This is a genomic window from Rhodococcus sp. G6(2025) (genome assembly GCF_058628105.1).
In genome coordinates, this window is the sequence record NZ_CP179750.1 from 4283282 (window position 1) to 4299272 (window position 15991).

Genomic DNA, 15991 nt, shown 5'->3' on the forward strand with positions numbered 1-15991 from the left:
GCTAGACGGTGGCGAGCCGAGAAAGGTCGCCACTCCCTCGGGATACGAGGCGCGGTTGCACCTCGTGTCCACCCGAGCCGGACTGCCTCGGATACGTGAGTGTGAGTGGCGACCTCTTTCGTCGCAACGAGAACATACCTCGCACCTCCGACATGAATCTGCGGCGCGCGCTCGCGCCGCTCAGGAGCTGCACCGCGAAGTACCGTTCCGGCGCCGCCAGATCGTCCACCGGACGGACAGGGCAAGCACACGTGGCACGACGAAATACACCGCCGTGGGAACGACGACACCGGTGAGCGACAAAGCCCGCAACCAGGTCGGCCAGGTGGCCGTGATCGGACCCGACAGGGTCATGACGGTCATGCCCACCGTGACGAGCGGGAAGATGGACACCCAGGTGACGACCACCCGCAAGTGGATGGACGGGGCCCTCGCCGGCACGAGATCCCGAGCATGCCCGTCGGCACGTTCCGTTCGTGGAGGCCGGCGCTTCGTGGTCGTCGGAGCGAAATGTTCGACCACCGTAGATGCGAGAGCAAGAGATTCCATCCTGAGGTAGCCCTTCTCGTAACTCCAACTATTCAGTTGCCTTTCGACCGTAGGGGCTGGACCTACAGATTGCAACCAGACAGTTGGAGTTGTCGTAGGATGCAGCCGTGGCATGGGATACCGAACGAACCAAGAGACTTCTCATCGAGGCCGGAGTTGCAGAGTTCAGTTCGTTCGGTCTGGCCGGTGCTCGTGTCGATCGGATCGCCGAGAAAGCAGGCGTGAACAAAGAGCGCATCTACCAGTACTTCGGCAAGAAGGAAGCGTTCTTCAGCGCGGTCCTCGAACATGAACTCGCAACCACACTGGCCGCTGTCGAACTGTCCGGCCACGGGGTCGTCGCCATCGCCGACTACGCCGGTCGCCGATTCGACTACCAACGCGAACACCCCACTTTCACCCGTCTGCTGTTCTGGGAAGGACTCGAACTCGAGGCACCTGTCGCGGAAGCATCGCGACAGCAGCACGCTCAGGCGATAGTCGCCAGCGCACGGGAAGCTGTCCCCGAACTTTCCGAGAGCGACGCCCAGGAACTGCTCATCACCGTGATCACCCTCGTCGACGGCTGGGTAGCTCTCCAGACCGCAGACCGATTGTTCTCGACACCTCTTCCGCGTCGCCGCGACCGGGACTCGCGCCGACGCGATTTCATCGTGATGACGGTTGAGGCCGCCACGCGAGCCGCACTCACCCGAACCCAGTCGGCCCGGACCCAACTCACCGCCGGCTCGCCGCGGATGGGTGATGCGGGTTCCGCATTGCGGTCCACCCGAGCGGATGGAGCTGGCAAGGTCTGATCATGGCGTTCGGGTGGCGTTCGGTCACTGCAGAGTGGCCGCTGGTAATTCCACCGGTGTCCGTTGCGGTGTTGGGCGTGACCTGGGGCCGGGACCTCGGCACGGTGCTGGTGCTCGTCGTGGCGGTGGTGCTGGTCGGCGCAGTGCTCGCCGCTGTTCATCACGCCGAGGTGGTTGCACACAAGGTCGGCGAGCCGTTCGGATCGCTGATTCTCGCTGTCGCCGTCACTGTCATCGAGGTCGGATTGATCGTGACACTGATGATGTCGGGTGGTCCGGCGACGGCCTCGTTGGCCCGCGACACGGTATTCGCGGCGGTGATGCTCACCGTCAACGGCATCATGGGGTTGTCTCTGTTCGTCGGCGCGCGAAGATACGGGGTCGCGCTGTTCAGTGCGGAGGGTACGGGCGCGGCACTGGCGACCGTGGCGTCACTGGCTACCCTGAGCCTGGTGCTGCCGACCTTCACGACGAGCCGGCCGGGCCCCGAATTCTCCTCGGCTCAGTCGATATTCGCGGCCGTGGCCTCGCTGGTTCTGTACGGGATGTTCGTCCTCACCCAAACCGGGCCGCATCGACACTTCTTCCTGCCCGTCATCCCCGACGAACCTGTGAGCGTCGAGGACCGGAACGCGGCACCGCCGACGGGCAGGGTGGCGGGTGTGAGCCTCGCGCTGCTGGTGCTGGTGCTGGTGCTGGCGCTGTGCGCAGTCGTGGGATTGGCAAGGTCCGTCGGCCTGCGCCTCACCGTTCGTGGAGACATCACCAGCGAGTCTCCCCGAAATGCGTTCGGGTAAGTTTCCGCGCATGGAAACCGCATCGTGGGTCGGCGCGGCGGCTGCGGTGCTGTTCGGTGCCACCGCTGCCGCAGCGTGGCGGAAGGCAACCCTCGCCGATCAGGCCAGGCGCGAGGCCGAGGCTGCACTGGACGTGGCGCTCGAACAGGTCACCGCGTTGACCCGGATCGCCGAAGCCGCGCAGCGAGCATTCCCACAACCGCAGCACGTCGAGTTCGAAGTCCACCGCATTCGGGGCCCCGTCGACCGGTTCCGGCTCCGCAACGTCGGAACGGGTACCGCCACCGACGTGCGGTTCGTCGTCGATCCCGTCGAGGAACAGAACCGCCGGATTCCCACGCCGAAATGGCTGCAGGACGAACAAGTGACGTTGCTGCCGAAGGAGTGGGCCGAATTCGCCGCGAGCGCGTTGTCGCCCGTCGGCGGCTCGTGGCGAATAGTGTTTCCGGCATTCGTCACCGTGATCTGCGACGAAGCCGGCGCTCCGCAACGGGTGGACCTGCCGACTGCTGTCGTTACCGAGGACGGCGTGATCGGCTGAACTGCCGAGACCCGCAACTGGCGAGCAGCGCGGCTATCAGCGACTTCCCTGGCCCAGCCGGTTCCCGACGCGATCGAACCATTCGAGTACTGCACGTTCGTACACGATGCCGAAGTCGAGCGTGGCCATGGCGAATCGGTTGGAACCGTGGACCACGGCGTCACGCTCGTACTCGGCGAGCTGACGCTCGTGCGCTGCCCGGTGCGAGTCCAGCATCGCGGCCAACCGTTCGGGCGGAAGGTGCGCGCCGAACGCGACGGTGAGCAGCATCGGATAACGGATGTTCTCCGGGCCGGGGTCGCGCTCGATCCACTCCGAAAACGCCCGGCGACCGTCCTCGGTGAGCGTGTAGGGCTTGCGCTCTCGGGCGCCCCGTTCCCCCGCCTCGACCAACCCGGCACGCTCCATCGCGACGAGCTCCCGATACACCTGGCTGGTCGTGATCGACCAGAACTTGCCGATGCGTTCCTGCGCGGTGACGACCAGGTCCCACCCGGTTTTCGATCCCTCGTGCAGGAACCCGAGGAGCGATGCCGCAGTGGCGTTGAGGGGACGTTCTGCCATGGCACGGTCCTTCGCGCAGTCGGGGGGTTGACATTCCACTGTGGCATATCGATCATAGTGAGAAGCGACATTCCACAGTGGAATGTCATCGCTGAGGAGGGTCCGATGCAGTACGCGGACAACATCCGGATATCCGATTCCGAACGTGAGCAGGTCGTCGGTGAGCTCGGGCGGCATCTCACCGAGGGGCGACTGACCATCGGCGAGTTCGACCAGCGGGTGGCACAGGTGTACCAGTCGACGACCCAGCAGCAGGCGCATCAGGTGTTGCGTGATCTTCCGTCGGCACCCCCGCCAGTTGCCCTCGCGCGGCCCGTGGCACCGGCGGCCCACCCCTCGCGTCGTCGCATCCCGGGTCACCAGCGGATCGAGTGGCTCGCCTGGCTCGCCGCCGGAGGAATCAACATCGCGATCTGGGGCATCGTCTCGCTCGCTACCGGCGTGATGATCTACCCCTGGCCGATATGGGTGATAGGCCCGTGGGGTTTGGTGCTGCTGGGCAGGACGGTGCTCAGGCGCGAGGGCGGGTGCAGCAGGATCACCGATGCGTTGCACGACGACCGGACCAGAGTCGCCGCGAGTCGCTGAATCTCCGCGGACGAACGGCGTAGCGCCCCGGCCCGTCGGTCACCCGGCGAAAAGCGCGGTCCAGGGTCGGATCGTGGGTGGCACCGTGCGCCCGCAGCCGCGCATACATGCCGCCCGGGTGAGTGCCCCAGCGGGCTGGAACACCCTCGATGGCCTCGGGGGTGAGATCTGGTGCACGGCGCCGAGAGGCCGTGACCAGGCAGAATGGTCCGTATCCCCGCCCGACGAGGGCCGCGAGGACCAGAAGATAGGTATACCCCCCGGTGAAACGGCCGATGCGCCATCTCCCCGCAGTGCGCGACGATGTGACCTGTCTCATACTCACGAAACCGGGGTCGCCCGCTGGTCCGACGCCGCCACTGACGGAGGGTGCTCGCACCGATGAATGCAGAACCGATTACCTGCGGTGATTACGTCACGGCAACCTTCGCGCGTGATTTCGTCGCCGAGGGATTCGACCACGACGCCGTCGAACGCATCTACAGCGGTCTGTTCGACGAGTGGAGTCACGCCCTTGCTCAGTCGGGTCTGTTCACCAACAGAACCGTCGCGGCCGCGCTGAACTCCTGGCAGGACGACCCACACTCCCTCCTCGACGCCCTTCTGGCGAACGCGGACGAGATGACCCTCAAGCGCTACGACCTCGTCTGGGAGGCATTGGAGCGCGCCCACGTCGGTTCGGCCGCACCCCTCGCCGAATACGCATGACGCGGCCGCCTACGGCAGTGGCCCCGCGAAGTCCACCCGAGTCGTTCAACCCCACTGTCACAGACCACCCACCACACCGACGAACGAGAACAATGAGCACCAACACGTACCCAACCATCGAAACCATCCGCATCGGGCAGTCCGGTCACGAATGCCGCTACTGCGGGCACGCCGTCGTCAAGGATGGCCCGGGCTACCGGCACACCACGACCGGTCAGTACCGCTGCGATCCCGCCAGTCGAGCAGTGAACGAAGCCCGGCTGTCCAACAGCATGGTTCGGAGCTGAGCACGATGAACGTGCAAACGATGCAGGTGAGCGCGGCGCCCGACGGGCTGGGCCGGTACCGCGACGCGGTCGATGCGCTGCATGCCTTCGACGATCCCGGCCACCGAACCGACCCTCGTACGGCGCTACTGTTCGACAGCCTCATCGATGATCTGATCGAGGCGGCCCAGACGGCCGGCGCAGGCGGCACGGTTCAACAGCGCGACATCTTCGCCGTGATCGACACCGCGATCTCCCGCCCGCGCCCGTCACTCTGAACCTCCTGCGGCACCCACGTCCGAACGAAGGACTCCAGCTAGGAGTGGGCAGTGACGGTCAACTCGATTCCACTTTCCCGCCTGATGGTGTTGTAGATCGGGCAGGACGCCTCGAATTTCGCAGCCAATGAGTCGGCCGTCGGCTGTTCCACCCCGTGAATCTCGATGTGCTTCACGCGGATGTCCTCGAATCCGAAACGAGGTGGTTCTCGCGGGCATCGCGGATGAATCGTCCCGGCGCACCGAATACGTTGTGTTCGAGACACTTCCGCGACGTCTACACCGGAGACCATCGGCGCGGACTCGGACGGTCCCGTACACCGCTACCGGAGACGTTGCCCGGTTGTGGACGCGGAGGAAGCCCAGGCCTCCTCCAATCTGCAGCAGATCGAAACGGAACACCGCGAGATCCTGACCGCCGTGCAGAGCGGCGACGCCGAGAAGGCGCGGATCCTGATGATCGCCCACCAGGCGCGGACCCGCGATCTGCGTATCGCAGCAATGGCCCGCCGGTAGATCGCCAGGTCATCGCGGAACCGGGCGTTGCCTCACCGTCTACTACCATGCTTCGCAGATGGGGATGCGCGGTCAGGGCGCCCGGTGAGACGAAGGATCGGCAATGACGAACGACCGCAGTGTGGACCCGAAATCTCGACCGTCCGCAGGGCGGCGGCGCCTGCCCTGGTTGCTACTGGCGGTCGTGGTGGTCGTCGTGGCAGCGGTCGCCGTCGTCGCCTACGTGCTGACTTCCGGAGCCGACGACGAAGCCCGCGACTTCTCGCCGAGCGCGGACAATCCTGATCCGTCACTGGGAATCGAAGGGGTCGTCACCGTCGACTATCCGCCCGCCGCCCATGTGCAGGCACCGCAGCGGGTGGCCTACGACCAGAGTCCCCCGTTCGGCGGTGCACACGACCAGTACTGGGCAACCTGCACCGGCATTGTCTATCCCGAAGCGATCCGCAGCGAGAACGCCGTGCACTCCCTCGAGCACGGCGCCGTGTGGGTGACCTATGATCCGGACCGGCTGGACGACGACGACATCGCGGCTCTGGCAGCGAACGTCGACGGCGAACCGTACACCCTGATGTCGCCGTACCCCGGTCTCGACTTGGCGGTGTCCCTGCAGTCGTGGGGTCACCAACTGAAACTCGACGACGTAACCGATCCGCGGATCTCCGACTTCCTCACCGCGTTGCGACAGAACCCGAACACCTACCCGGAACCGGGGGCAACCTGCTCGACGGTGCGGGGTGGATTCGACCCGGCCGATCCGCCACCGTTCGATCCCTCCGCACCGGGTGCGGACGCCGTTCCGGTCGCCGGCGAGTAGCCGCGTCCGCAGACGTTCCCACACCACTTCGGTCGAGATCGGGTTCCCGCGTTCGACGCCGAAATTCACCTACCGAAAATGTGCCCGACTTGTCGATATCGCGATCGCCGATTCGACGAATAAGTAGGAGCACATGAGGAGGTGAGAGCGATGTTGGCGGCACATCTGTTGTCCGGACTGACCAGCGAGGAGGTCGATCTGATCGTGGCGGAGGAACTGCATCTGCTCGACGCCTCCGCATGAGGGCGTCGACGCCGTCGAACACGGGCACTGCTAGCCGGTCGTGCCCGGCTGGGGAAGATCTGCGTCGAGCGCGGCGGTGATCCGCTCACCGATCGAACGGAAATCGAGGTCGGTCACGAATCGGTGTGCCGGGCCCTGCGCTGGAGCGATGCCCCACACCGCGGCCCGGCCGTCCTCGTGGAGCACCTGGGGTTGGGCGCCGACGGCGGACAGCACCACCGTGGGCTCGAGCATCACGGCGGCCGCGCCGGAATCGTGCGCGGTGTAGATCGGGTCCTCGGAGCGATATGTGCCCGTGCAGTACCGGTGATAGTCCTCGGTGATGTCGCGGACGAACGTCGCCGTCTTTCCCACCGCGGAACGAGCGACGAGATCGGCCCAGGCCAATCGGAGTCGGCCGGTGACATTCATTCCCACCCAAGTAATCTGCCCAGGCGCTGCAGCAACCACCGTGGCCGCGACTGGATCGTGGTTGGTATTGGTGTCACCTTTCTCGAGGAATTGTGGTTGTTCTGCGGCCACGACGTCTCTACGGGAGACGGGTCCCATGCCGCCCATGATGGTGACCGAACGGAAGCGGGTCAGGATCCGTGGGTCGCATGTGACAGCGGCGGCGATGTTGGCCAGCGGACCCAGGCACAGCAGGTCCACTGCACCGGGCCGGTCCTGCGCGACGCGGAGCAGTTGATCGACGGCGGACTCGGACGCCGGGCCCACGCCCGGTGGTGGCCGATATCCGCGGTCCCCGAGTCCGTCGAGTCCGTGTGGGGAGCTGGTGGCAGGTGGTGGCCCTGGGCGTGGTTGTCCGACGCACACCGGAACGCCACGCATGCCGGCGACGGACAGAACGGTGAGGGCGTTCCGCGCGGCCTGCATTTCGGTGCAGTTCCCGAACACGGTTCCGACACCGACGATTTCGGTTCCGGCGTGCTGTGCAATGGTGAGCAATGCAAGCGCGTCGTCGACGCCGGCGTCGGTGTCGACGAGTACGTAACGGTCGGTCACTGCCGGTCCTGTCCCCCGTGATCCCTGATCGAATCGACTCGATCACCCTCGCGCGCAGTGTAACTGGACCCGGCTCCCGCCCGTTCCGTCGGTCAATAGCTGAAGGTCACCGCCCCTTCGTCGCCGATCCACTTCCACATCGGTACCGTCCCGGCGAGTTCGGCATTGGATACCAGCGCGTCTTTGTCGAGGTGCTTGGCCTCGAAGCAGATCGGACACACCATGTAGATGCCGCCCGCGGTCGCGAATCGTGCCGCCAGATCGGGAAGCGGCGGACAACCTTCGCAGGCCACGCCCTGAATCGTGCCGTCGAGCGCGAGCCGTACCGCTTCTTTCGTGAGAAACATCAGCGTCTCGCGCTGTTGTTCTGCCGCGCCGACCGCGACCAGAAACGCAACCGTCACCTTCTCGGCGTCCTCGAGACCGGTGGTGAGACTGACCACTGCTTTATTACTCATGGATTCGAGTCTTCGCCGCGCGAGGACTGCCGACAAGGGGGCTTCATCGAGTCACCGGATTCGCCCGTCGAGATCGATGGCGGTTTAGTTGTTTCGACCGCACCCACAACAGATTCGAGCCTAACCTGAAAGGGTGTTCGAACATCGTTCGTTTCAGCAGGTTTCGATGCCTTTGCGCCTCGCAGTCCGTCACGATCACTCCACCAGGGCATCCGCCGGCGAACGTATCGGGATTCACCCGCGGATGTTGACTCGGATGGGAGCGGAGCCGCGTCAACAGGCTCGCGTGAGCCACGGGGAAACGACCGCACTGTTCACTTTGATCCCGGATACCGATGTGGAAGAGATCGACACCATCGGGATAACGGAGGGTGGCTGTCGTCGGCTCGGCGCGGCGCCGGGACAGACGGTGATTCTCGACCGTCGGTGCACCGCCTCCGCGATGACCGAGGAAGAGGCCGAAATCGGGGGTGAGTTCATCGAGCGGCTCGAAGACGACGGGCGACATCACCGTCTCGTGGTCCTGGCACCGCACGGTGGCGCGATCGAAACCCGAACGGATCAGCAGGCCGAACAGGTCGTCGCTTCGCTGGGATCACGCGATTCGACGCTGTGGGTGTGTAAAGGGTGGCGACCGGTAGGCAATGCCTACCGGGCATGGCACATTTCCTCGACTGATCTCAGCGTGCACAGCTTTCCGCTTCTACGCTCCCTGTCGGCGAGACGATTCCGGTGGGCGCTGTCGTTTCACGGCTACCGAGGAAACGACGTCCTCATCGGCGGCCTCGCTCCCGCGCGGCTCAAGGCGGACGTCCGGAACGCGATCGCGAAGGCACTCGACGGAAGCGGAATCTGTGTTCGGGTCGCCGAACCCGGAGAACGACATAGCGGTGAATCCCCATCCAACCTCGTCAACCGCCTGACCATCGACGCTGCCGGCGGAATCCAAATCGAACAATCACGAGCCGCGCGGACACTGCACGGTCCGGCGATCGCCGCAGCAGTCAGCGAGGTCTACGACACCTGGATCGCCACCGACAATCGTCGGTGAGACTTCACGGGCCCGCGGGAGCCCAGCACGGCCCATCCGGGGGCGGGGTGTGCTCGTATCCCGGGTAGCACGGCAGCACCTGCGGGGCAGGGGCCGGCGCGGGTGCAGGGGCATTCGCCGGTGGCGAGCCGGGCGGGAGACACGGACCGTCCGGGGGCGGAGTGTGCTCGTAACCCGGGTAGCACGGCAGCACCTGCGGAGCGAACGCTCCCGGAGGCGGTGCGGGTGCCGGCACCACCGGTGGCGATTGCGGCGCCGGTGTCGGTATGGCCTCCTCCTGAATGGGAGCCTCCGCCACCGGCGCCTGAGTCGGTGCTGGTGCTTGCACCGGCGGCACCTGCTCGGCAGCGGTCGGGTTCGCCATGGCGGTCGGTGACGACGACGGCGATACCGGCCCGGCCGCGCTCGACGACGGCGTAGGCACGGCAACGTGGGGCGATGATGTTCCCGACCCGATGATCAGGCCACCGACAATAGCGACAGCGATGATCGCGGCGAGCGCAAGTCCGGCGACGATCAGGCGGCGGTTCCGGTCGATCGGAGGGGTCGCGGGAGCGGGCTCGACGGCAGGCTGTTGCGGTGGCGCCGCGACGCGGGCGGCGGCGGCGAGTTCGCCCGCCGACCGATAGCGGCGCGCGGGGTCGACCGCCGTCCCGCGTGCGATCACGGCGGCCATGCCGACGGGCGGCGTCGGGACCGCCGAGGTCGGGAACGCCTCGCCGGTGAGGCACTCGTACAACACACAGGTCAGGCCGTAGACGCCCGATGCGGCCCCGAGAATCGTGGGGAGCCCTACGTCGGTGAGCTGGATCAGTCCGCCGTCCTGCACGATCACATTCGCCGACGACACTTCCTGCTCGACCAACCCGGCCGCGCCCACGGCTTCCAGCGCCGACGCCAGTTGCTCGACAACGCCGACCGCCCGTGATACCTCCATCGGCCCGGTGGTCTGGAGGATCGTCCGCAGGTTCGTTCCCTGCGTCGTCGGCGTTGCGAGAAAGAGTCGGTTTCCGATCTGCCCGAAATCGTGGATCGGCACTATGTGCGGGTTCCGGATCTGCGCCGCGATCCCGACATCCCGTTCGAATCGTTCGCAGAATTCGTCGTCCTCGGTAGCATCCGGCGGCAGCACCCGCACCACGACCTGCCGGGACGTGACGGTGTCGAACGCCGCCCAGACCTCGCCGCTCACATCCACCGTCAGCGAACGGTCCAGCCGGTATCTCCCGAATAGCGCTCCAACTTGCATTGCCACTCTCCGCCGATCGAAATTGCCGCGTCTGCGGGTCCGTGCACCCGAAATTCTAGGCGGTGGGGGCCATAGGTTCTCGTTGGAGCCCGGTAGTGTGCTCGTATGCGCAGAACGCACCTAGGCTAGTCCCGGTCCGGGACCGCCCCGACTCAGGAGAAGCCTGATGCGTACTGCATTCTGCAATGCACTCTATTCCGTGTTCGATCACCGGATCTGTTGTGGGCGGATTCCCGAATGGACCGCACACGTCGGTCAGCCGTGGGACACCTACGACGTCGCACCGTGGAATCTGTACAACGTGATCTGGCGGATCCAGCACTGGATTCGCGGCGGCGTCGACGCTGATCGGTAACCTGATTCCACTCTTCGGCGGCGTCCGATTTCGACTCGGGCACCGCGGAAGGTACCCCGACGGTCTCTACTTCGCGTGCCTCGCGCGGGCGACGAGGACGTCGTCGCCTGCATCGATGCGGGTGCCGAAGCCGCGGCTGATCCCGTCGAGGACCCGCCGCAGCCATTCGGTGTCACGTGTCGACGCGCGTTGCAGTTGCATCTGCCGAGATCTCATCGGCACCATTCGTAGCTCGAGCAGTTCGTGCGTGCGCGCGTCCAGCGTCACCAGGTAGAGCAGCCGCAGATCGTCGCGGTAGCCTTCGTGTCCCCCGATGCCCTCGTAGTCGTTGATCAGGTCGCCGCAGCCGTACAGGATCGGGTGGCCGCGGTAGATCTCGACCGGCCGCGGGTGGTGAGACGAGTGCCCGAAGACCACGTCGACACCACCGTCGACGAGCCGATGCGCGAATTCGACATGCGCATCCGGCACGTCGTATCCCCAGTTCGAACCCCAGTGCAGAGAGACCACCACCACGTCCGTGTTCTTCCGTATCAGCCGCGTCCGGTCGAGGACATGGTCTGCCTCGGCGGCGGTGGGTTCGGAAAGGTACGCGACACCCGGCCGGTCCCGGCGGGCCGCCCCGTGCGGCGAGACCCCGCTCGACGACATACCTGCCGCCCAGATCAACAGCCGACGACCCGTTCCGCCCCCCACGACCACGGGACACCACGCCTGCGCCACGGTGCGCCCCGCTCCGACGGTCCGCACGCCGTTGTGGGTCAGCACGTCGAGGGTCTCCACGAGACCATCGGCGCCGAAGTCGAGTAGGTGATTGTTCGCCAGTACGCAGACGTCGATCCGCGCAGCGGTGAGCACCCCCAGGTTCGACGGATGCATTCTGTAGTTGATTCCCTTGGACGCGAATCGAGCACACGTGGTGACGGTCGTTTCGAGGTTGACGACGCGGGCGTCGGGTGCCGCCGCGTCGAGGATCGGCAACGCCTCACCCCACGGCCACCCGAACCCGACGGGGCCGGGGATCCGACCATTTCGCTTCTCCGCCAACGCGACGTACTCGCGGGCATCGCGGACGCAACGCTCCTTCAACTCCGGGTCGCCGGGAAAGGGGAGGATCTGATCGACGCCCCTACCGGTCATCACGTCGCCGGCGAGGAACATCGTGAGGGTGTCGGACATCGAAATCCTCAGCGACAGCACGAGTACCGGGACCACACTCGGAGACCGACTTCACGGCCCAGAGTATGCACCCGTCGCTCGCACTGTCATCGGGTACGAGCGCCGGCGCGGTCGAGCTGGGAGACCCGTTGCGGGCTCAGCTCGAGGATGACGCCGATATCACGCACCGAAAGCCCCGATCGGCGCAGATGCACCACCGCGGCCCGCGAGGCCCGCGCTGCACATTCCTGCGCGTGGGCGGCGGACTCGACCTGCAAGTGGGCCGCTCGGGCCTCCATGAGCGCCGCCGAATCCCCGATCTCGTAGTCGAGGACAACCTCGATGTCCTCGGCCGGCACATCCTCGACCAGATGCACAGCATCCGCCACCATGGCAGAAACCTGATCGAGCCGCCGCGCCCGGGCGAGATAGGCCTCGACTCCCGGGACCTCCACCACCCACCAGCCGCCACAACGGGTGGCCTTCGCCGTCACCTTCATCACGAACCACTTCCTACCCGGCCCGCATCCTGCGAAACTCGCCCCTCCCACGACAAGTCTAGTCCCCCTCTACTGAGCACAACTACAGGGACAGAAGACATTCAGCGTGCGTGACCGGTGGAAGATCGACCCGTCCGCGCAGGCACTCTCACCAGAAATCCAGTGCCTGTGCAGTCGCGGTGGACTCCGCATGGGTGGGCCGCAACGCACCTCCGATGGCGTAGACGGTGTGACCGACCGTCGCAACGGACATCCCGTGAGCTCCCGTGGGCATGGGTGGTAACGGTGACCAGGTGCCGGAGTCGACGTCGTAGGCCTCGACGGTCGACAGCACCTTGGTCGGCTGTTCACCACCGACCGCGACGATGCGGCCGTCGATGAACGCAGCACCGAGCCCACCGCGAGGAGTGGGCATGGCGGTCAACGTCGTCCACGTTCCCGCGGCGGGATCGAACCGTTCGACGGCTGCGGTGTTCTGGTCCGACGCCAGATCCCGTCCACCGATCGCATAGAAGTACGTCCCGTCCGACACCCCGGCCAGATGCTCCCGATCGGTCGGGATATCCGAGACGGTCGTCCACTTCGTGCCGTCGAACACCTCGGTCGTCGGCACCAACGCGCCGTCCGCCTGTCCCCCGGCGACCACGATCTTGTCGCCGACCACGGCCGCGGCCCCAGCCGACCGCGGCTCGTTCATCGGCGCCAAATCCACCCACTTGCCGTTCCGCAGCGCGAGCACCCGGTCCGACGTGATCCCGGTGAGGTTCGGGCCTTCCGGCACCCAGCCTCCGAGGACCACCAACTCGCCCCCGTACTCGACGGCCATCGCGTGATTGAGGGGAACCGGAAGGTCGGGGCCCGCCTTCCAGGTGTCGATGGCGGGGTCGTTCCCCTCGACCTTCGGGGTCGACCCCGCATTGTCGAGTCCGCCGAGCACCCAGATCGTGCCGTCCGCGACGGCCGTCGCCGTCTGCTGACGGGCGATCGGTGCATCCTTCAGCGGACGCCACGCCGGCGCCCACTGGGTCTTGCGTGGCGCGAGCTGGAGGGCCTCGGACACAGCAGTCGATTCGGCGTGTGTCGGTTTGATACCGCCGCCGACGGCATACACCGTGTTTCCGACCGCGCCGACCGCCATCCCGTGCCGCGGTGTGCGCAGGGCCGGCAATTGCGACCACGTTCCGGCCACCACGTCGTAGGCCTCGACCGTCGACAGCACGCGAGTCGGTTCTTCACCACCAACCGTGACGATGCGGCCGTCGATGAACACCGCACCGAGCCCGCCGCGAGGAGTGGGCATGGCCGGCAACGTCGTCCACGTTCCCGCGGCGGGATCGAACCGTTCCACCGAGGCGGTGTTCTGATCCGACGCCAGATCCCGCCCACCGATCGCATAGAAGTACGTCCCGTCCGACACCCCGGCCAGATGCTCCCGTGGCGTGGGGACAGGCGCGACCGTCGTCCACTTCGTACCGTCGAACACCTCGGTCGTCGCCACCAGTTGACCGTTCGCCTGTCCCCCGGTGACCACGATCTTGTCGCCGACCACGGCCGCGGCCCCAGCCGCCCGCGGTGCGTTCAGCGGCGGCAGGTCCACCCACCCGCCGTCTCGCATGGCCATCACCCGATCGGAGTCGACCGCGGTCAGGTTCTGACCTTCCGCTTTCCAACCGCCGATCAGTACGGGTTCGTCGTTGTAGGTGACAGCCATCGCATGGTTGAGCGGGACCGGAAGGTCGGGGCCGGCCTTCCAGGTGTCGATGGCCGGGTCATAGCCCTCCTGCTGGGCGGAGACGCCGTTGTCGTCCAACCCTCCGAAGACCCAGATCGTCCCGTCCGCGACTGTCGTTGCCGTCTGCTGGCGGGCAACACGGGCATCCTCGACCGGTCGCCACGCCGCGGTCGGGTCGACGGCAGGAGAAGCGCCGGCGTCCTGGACGGTAGGTCGTGCGGTGCCTGGGCCGGTGGTTTCTCGAAGCACGAGGTACCCGCCGCCAGCCAGCACCAGCGCGACGACCAGTGCCAGGACGGTCAGGACCGCGCGCCGACCTGTGCGGGACTCTCCGATGCTGCCCGATTCTCCGGTCGGCGGCCAGGGCGGCGGGCCATTCGGCGGCCAGAACGGCGGTCCCGACGGATGAGAATCCGGCTGGAGCTGCTGGGTCGGTTCGCCCCACGGACGCTGACCGCTGTCCGAACCTTCGTAGCGGATTCGACGGTATCCATCGGCACCGGAATCCGACGGGTGCTCCTCGGTCGCCTGCGCGGCCTCCCGGGGTGCAAGCGCCATCGCGTCCGAACGCAGTCCGATGCGTCGCTGAGCGGCTTGGAGTTCGTGTCCGAACTCCTCGGCGGACCCCGGCCGAGCAGCGGGATTCGTCGCCATCGCCCTCTCGATCACGGTGCACACGCCGTCCGGGATGCCCTGGGCGCGCAGGTCCGGCACCGGTTGGCTGCTGATCCTCACGAATTGCGCAACGAGTTCCTCACCGGTCTTCCGCTCGAACGCCGCCCTCCCCGCGATCAGTGAAAATATCGTCGCGCCCAGTCCGTAGACGTCGGACCTCGCGGTCGGCGATTCCCCGTTCAGCACCTCTGGTGCGGTGAATGCCAGTGACCCGGTAAACCCGCCGGTGGCCGTTTCGTACCCGCCGGCGATGTGCGCGATGCCGAAATCGGTGAGCTGCGGCTCGCCGTAGGCGGTGAGAAGGATGTTCGCGGGTTTGATGTCGCGATGCAGCGTGCCGGTCCGGTGCGCCGTCTCCAAGGCTCCCGCCAGCTTCACCCCGATGCTGATCGCCTCCGGCCAGGGCAGCTGACCTTCCCGGCGTATCTGGACCGCCAGTGAATCACGGGGGTGATAGTGCATGACGATGTACGGTCGACCGGCGTCGGTCACGCCGACCTGCAGTATGTTGACGATGTTCGGGTGACCGGAGAGCCCACCCATCGCGTACCCCTCCCGCAGGAAGCGTTCGCGGTTCTCGGGGTCCAGGTCCGATGTCAGCACCTTGATCGCCACGATTCGCCCCAGCGAACGCTGCAGGCAGCGGTACACGACACCGAACCCGCCCCGGCCGACCTCCTCGGCACCTGCGAACCCGGCAGCGTCCAATTCGGCCACGATCCCGCGGCCGACCGCACGGACCGACGCCACCTGGGTCGCATCTGAGTCGAAATCGGCCATCGGGCGCCTCAATTCCGTCCGACGTCCACGACGTCGCGGGGACGCACGCCGAGCTGGGCAGGCTTCGTGCCGACGTGCACACTCGTGTTCATCGCTTTCACCTCTGATGCAGGTCGACCTGACACGCCGATGCGTTCACGAGCAGTCGACGACGCGAATATCTTTCTGTCACAAGGGCGAAGCGCGGAGTCTTTTCGTCGTAGGTCGACGGGATCCGCCCTGTCCAGAAAGTATTCGACGGGTCGGGAGCCGCGTCAAGATGACAATTTCCCCTCCCTAGGGTGCCTATCGGCGGCCGCGACTTCCTGCCACGTCGGCCGCAGTGCACCGGCCGGGCTCTGCTGCCGCCCTAGAAGGTGCCGTC

Annotated in this window: 19 protein-coding genes and 1 pseudogene; 11 read left to right on the plus strand and 9 right to left on the minus strand. The window is 66.3% G+C overall.

Annotation, left to right across the window (positions count from 1 at the left end; genetic code table 11):
* Positions 1-180 precede the first annotated feature (180 nt).
* Positions 181-441, minus strand: a complete 261-nt coding sequence (locus ACLIVD_RS19555) for a putative antibiotic biosynthesis monooxygenase (RefSeq protein WP_491930464.1) — start codon at positions 439-441, stop codon at positions 181-183.
* Between the two features lie 215 nt (positions 442-656).
* Between ACLIVD_RS19555 and ACLIVD_RS19560 the strand changes: the two genes are divergently transcribed.
* The 3 genes and pseudogenes from ACLIVD_RS19560 to ACLIVD_RS19570 all read left to right on the plus strand — a co-directional run bounded on the left by ACLIVD_RS19560 (position 657) and on the right by ACLIVD_RS19570 (position 2684).
* Positions 657-1346 (plus strand): TetR/AcrR family transcriptional regulator, encoded by a 690-nt coding sequence (locus ACLIVD_RS19560; RefSeq protein ID WP_491930465.1) that lies wholly within the window; start codon positions 657-659, stop codon positions 1344-1346.
* Positions 1347-1348: 2 nt separating this feature from the next.
* Positions 1349-2074, plus strand: a pseudogene (locus ACLIVD_RS19565) (calcium:cation antiporter); the annotation flags it as partial.
* 79 nt (positions 2075-2153) lie between these two features.
* Positions 2154-2684 carry a hypothetical protein gene (locus tag ACLIVD_RS19570; protein WP_491930466.1) on the plus strand — a complete coding sequence of 177 codons (531 nt, stop codon included), beginning with the start codon at positions 2154-2156 and terminating at the stop codon, positions 2682-2684.
* A 36-nt stretch (positions 2685-2720) separates the two neighbouring features.
* Here the strand turns inward: ACLIVD_RS19570 and ACLIVD_RS19575 are convergent, their stop codons facing one another.
* Entirely contained in the window at positions 2721-3248 is a 528-nt protein-coding gene (locus ACLIVD_RS19575; protein WP_491930467.1) for a PadR family transcriptional regulator, read from the minus strand.
* Between the two features lie 105 nt (positions 3249-3353).
* Here ACLIVD_RS19575 and ACLIVD_RS19580 point away from each other — a divergent pair, with 105 nt between their 5' ends.
* From ACLIVD_RS19580 to ACLIVD_RS19595, 4 genes are all read left to right on the plus strand, one after another.
* Positions 3354-3836 carry a DUF1707 SHOCT-like domain-containing protein gene (locus tag ACLIVD_RS19580; RefSeq protein WP_317571835.1) on the plus strand — a complete coding sequence of 161 codons (483 nt, stop codon included), beginning with the start codon at positions 3354-3356 and terminating at the stop codon, positions 3834-3836.
* 381 nt (positions 3837-4217) lie between these two features.
* Positions 4218-4544: a hypothetical protein gene (locus tag ACLIVD_RS19585; protein ID WP_280784239.1), complete on the plus strand. Its 327-nt coding sequence runs from the start codon at positions 4218-4220 to the stop codon at positions 4542-4544.
* A 92-nt stretch (positions 4545-4636) separates the two neighbouring features.
* On the plus strand, positions 4637-4831 hold the full coding sequence (locus tag ACLIVD_RS19590) for a hypothetical protein (protein ID WP_105413888.1): 195 nt from the start codon (positions 4637-4639) through the stop codon (positions 4829-4831).
* 20 nt (positions 4832-4851) lie between these two features.
* Positions 4852-5088 (plus strand): hypothetical protein, encoded by a 237-nt coding sequence (locus tag ACLIVD_RS19595; protein ID WP_491930468.1) that lies wholly within the window; start codon positions 4852-4854, stop codon positions 5086-5088.
* Positions 5089-5126: 38 nt separating this feature from the next.
* On the opposite strand, the gene ACLIVD_RS19600 is transcribed toward ACLIVD_RS19595, so the two are convergent.
* Entirely contained in the window at positions 5127-5264 is a 138-nt protein-coding gene (locus ACLIVD_RS19600) for a hypothetical protein (RefSeq protein WP_491930469.1), read from the minus strand.
* A gap of 169 nt (positions 5265-5433) precedes the next feature.
* Between ACLIVD_RS19600 and ACLIVD_RS19605 the strand changes: the two genes are divergently transcribed.
* Together ACLIVD_RS19605 and ACLIVD_RS19610 are read left to right on the plus strand one after the other, a co-directional pair.
* Positions 5434-5604 carry an FCD domain-containing protein gene (locus ACLIVD_RS19605; protein WP_491930470.1) on the plus strand — a complete coding sequence of 57 codons (171 nt, stop codon included), beginning with the start codon at positions 5434-5436 and terminating at the stop codon, positions 5602-5604.
* A 103-nt stretch (positions 5605-5707) separates the two neighbouring features.
* Positions 5708-6421: a thioredoxin-like domain-containing protein gene (locus ACLIVD_RS19610; RefSeq protein ID WP_491930471.1), complete on the plus strand. Its 714-nt coding sequence runs from the start codon at positions 5708-5710 to the stop codon at positions 6419-6421.
* Positions 6422-6694: 273 nt separating this feature from the next.
* Here the strand turns inward: ACLIVD_RS19610 and ACLIVD_RS19615 are convergent, their stop codons facing one another.
* Together ACLIVD_RS19615 and ACLIVD_RS19620 are read right to left on the minus strand one after the other, a co-directional pair.
* Positions 6695-7669: a nucleoside hydrolase gene (locus ACLIVD_RS19615; RefSeq protein ID WP_491930473.1), complete on the minus strand. Its 975-nt coding sequence runs from the start codon at positions 7667-7669 to the stop codon at positions 6695-6697.
* Positions 7670-7761: 92 nt separating this feature from the next.
* Positions 7762-8127: a DsrE family protein gene (locus ACLIVD_RS19620; RefSeq protein ID WP_011593566.1), complete on the minus strand. Its 366-nt coding sequence runs from the start codon at positions 8125-8127 to the stop codon at positions 7762-7764.
* A gap of 166 nt (positions 8128-8293) precedes the next feature.
* On the opposite strand from ACLIVD_RS19620, the gene ACLIVD_RS19625 reads away from it, so the two are divergent.
* Positions 8294-9178, plus strand: a complete 885-nt coding sequence (locus ACLIVD_RS19625; RefSeq protein ID WP_348539671.1) for a poly-gamma-glutamate hydrolase family protein — start codon at positions 8294-8296, stop codon at positions 9176-9178.
* A gap of 4 nt (positions 9179-9182) precedes the next feature.
* Here ACLIVD_RS19625 and ACLIVD_RS19630 read toward each other — a convergent pair whose 3' ends face one another.
* The gene (locus ACLIVD_RS19630; RefSeq protein ID WP_491930474.1) at positions 9183-10427 is read right to left on the minus strand and encodes a serine/threonine-protein kinase; all 1245 of its coding nucleotides are present in this window, start codon (positions 10425-10427) and stop codon (positions 9183-9185) included.
* 166 nt (positions 10428-10593) lie between these two features.
* On the opposite strand from ACLIVD_RS19630, the gene ACLIVD_RS19635 reads away from it, so the two are divergent.
* Positions 10594-10782, plus strand: coding sequence for a hypothetical protein (locus ACLIVD_RS19635; RefSeq protein WP_009472838.1), 189 nt, complete (start codon positions 10594-10596; stop codon positions 10780-10782).
* Positions 10783-10848: 66 nt separating this feature from the next.
* Here ACLIVD_RS19635 and ACLIVD_RS19640 read toward each other — a convergent pair whose 3' ends face one another.
* The 3 genes from ACLIVD_RS19640 to ACLIVD_RS19650 form a co-directional block, all read right to left on the minus strand.
* Positions 10849-11961, minus strand: coding sequence for a CapA family protein (locus tag ACLIVD_RS19640; protein ID WP_491930475.1), 1113 nt, complete (start codon positions 11959-11961; stop codon positions 10849-10851).
* Positions 11962-12047: 86 nt separating this feature from the next.
* Positions 12048-12440 (minus strand): hypothetical protein, encoded by a 393-nt coding sequence (locus tag ACLIVD_RS19645; RefSeq protein WP_491932901.1) that lies wholly within the window; start codon positions 12438-12440, stop codon positions 12048-12050.
* A gap of 148 nt (positions 12441-12588) precedes the next feature.
* Complete coding sequence (locus tag ACLIVD_RS19650) at positions 12589-15627, minus strand: Kelch repeat-containing protein (RefSeq protein WP_491930476.1); 3039 nt, start codon at positions 15625-15627, stop codon at positions 12589-12591.
* Between the last annotated feature and the right edge of the window lie 364 nt (positions 15628-15991).

Bases quoted from the DNA above. Each gene is read 5' to 3' on its own strand.
- ACLIVD_RS19620 (WP_011593566.1), bottom strand. From the start codon at position 8,127: ATGAGTAATAAAGCAGTGGTCAGTCTCACCACCGGTCTCGAGGACGCC.
- ACLIVD_RS19575 (WP_491930467.1), bottom strand. From the start codon at position 3,248: ATGGCAGAACGTCCCCTCAACGCCACTGCGGCATCGCTCCTCGGGTTC.
- ACLIVD_RS19595 (WP_491930468.1), top strand. From the start codon at position 4,852: ATGCAGGTGAGCGCGGCGCCCGACGGGCTGGGCCGGTACCGCGACGCG.
- ACLIVD_RS19585 (WP_280784239.1), top strand. From the start codon at position 4,218: ATGAATGCAGAACCGATTACCTGCGGTGATTACGTCACGGCAACCTTC.
- ACLIVD_RS19580 (WP_317571835.1), top strand. From the start codon at position 3,354: ATGCAGTACGCGGACAACATCCGGATATCCGATTCCGAACGTGAGCAG.
- ACLIVD_RS19650 (WP_491930476.1), bottom strand. From the start codon at position 15,627: ATGGCCGATTTCGACTCAGATGCGACCCAGGTGGCGTCGGTCCGTGCG.
- ACLIVD_RS19610 (WP_491930471.1), top strand. From the start codon at position 5,708: ATGACGAACGACCGCAGTGTGGACCCGAAATCTCGACCGTCCGCAGGG.
- ACLIVD_RS19590 (WP_105413888.1), top strand. From the start codon at position 4,637: ATGAGCACCAACACGTACCCAACCATCGAAACCATCCGCATCGGGCAG.
- ACLIVD_RS19645 (WP_491932901.1), bottom strand. From the start codon at position 12,440: ATGAAGGTGACGGCGAAGGCCACCCGTTGTGGCGGCTGGTGGGTGGTG.
- ACLIVD_RS19635 (WP_009472838.1), top strand. From the start codon at position 10,594: ATGCGTACTGCATTCTGCAATGCACTCTATTCCGTGTTCGATCACCGG.
- ACLIVD_RS19640 (WP_491930475.1), bottom strand. From the start codon at position 11,961: ATGTCCGACACCCTCACGATGTTCCTCGCCGGCGACGTGATGACCGGT.
- ACLIVD_RS19625 (WP_348539671.1), top strand. From the start codon at position 8,294: ATGCCTTTGCGCCTCGCAGTCCGTCACGATCACTCCACCAGGGCATCC.
- ACLIVD_RS19570 (WP_491930466.1), top strand. From the start codon at position 2,154: ATGGAAACCGCATCGTGGGTCGGCGCGGCGGCTGCGGTGCTGTTCGGT.
- ACLIVD_RS19630 (WP_491930474.1), bottom strand. From the start codon at position 10,427: ATGCAAGTTGGAGCGCTATTCGGGAGATACCGGCTGGACCGTTCGCTG.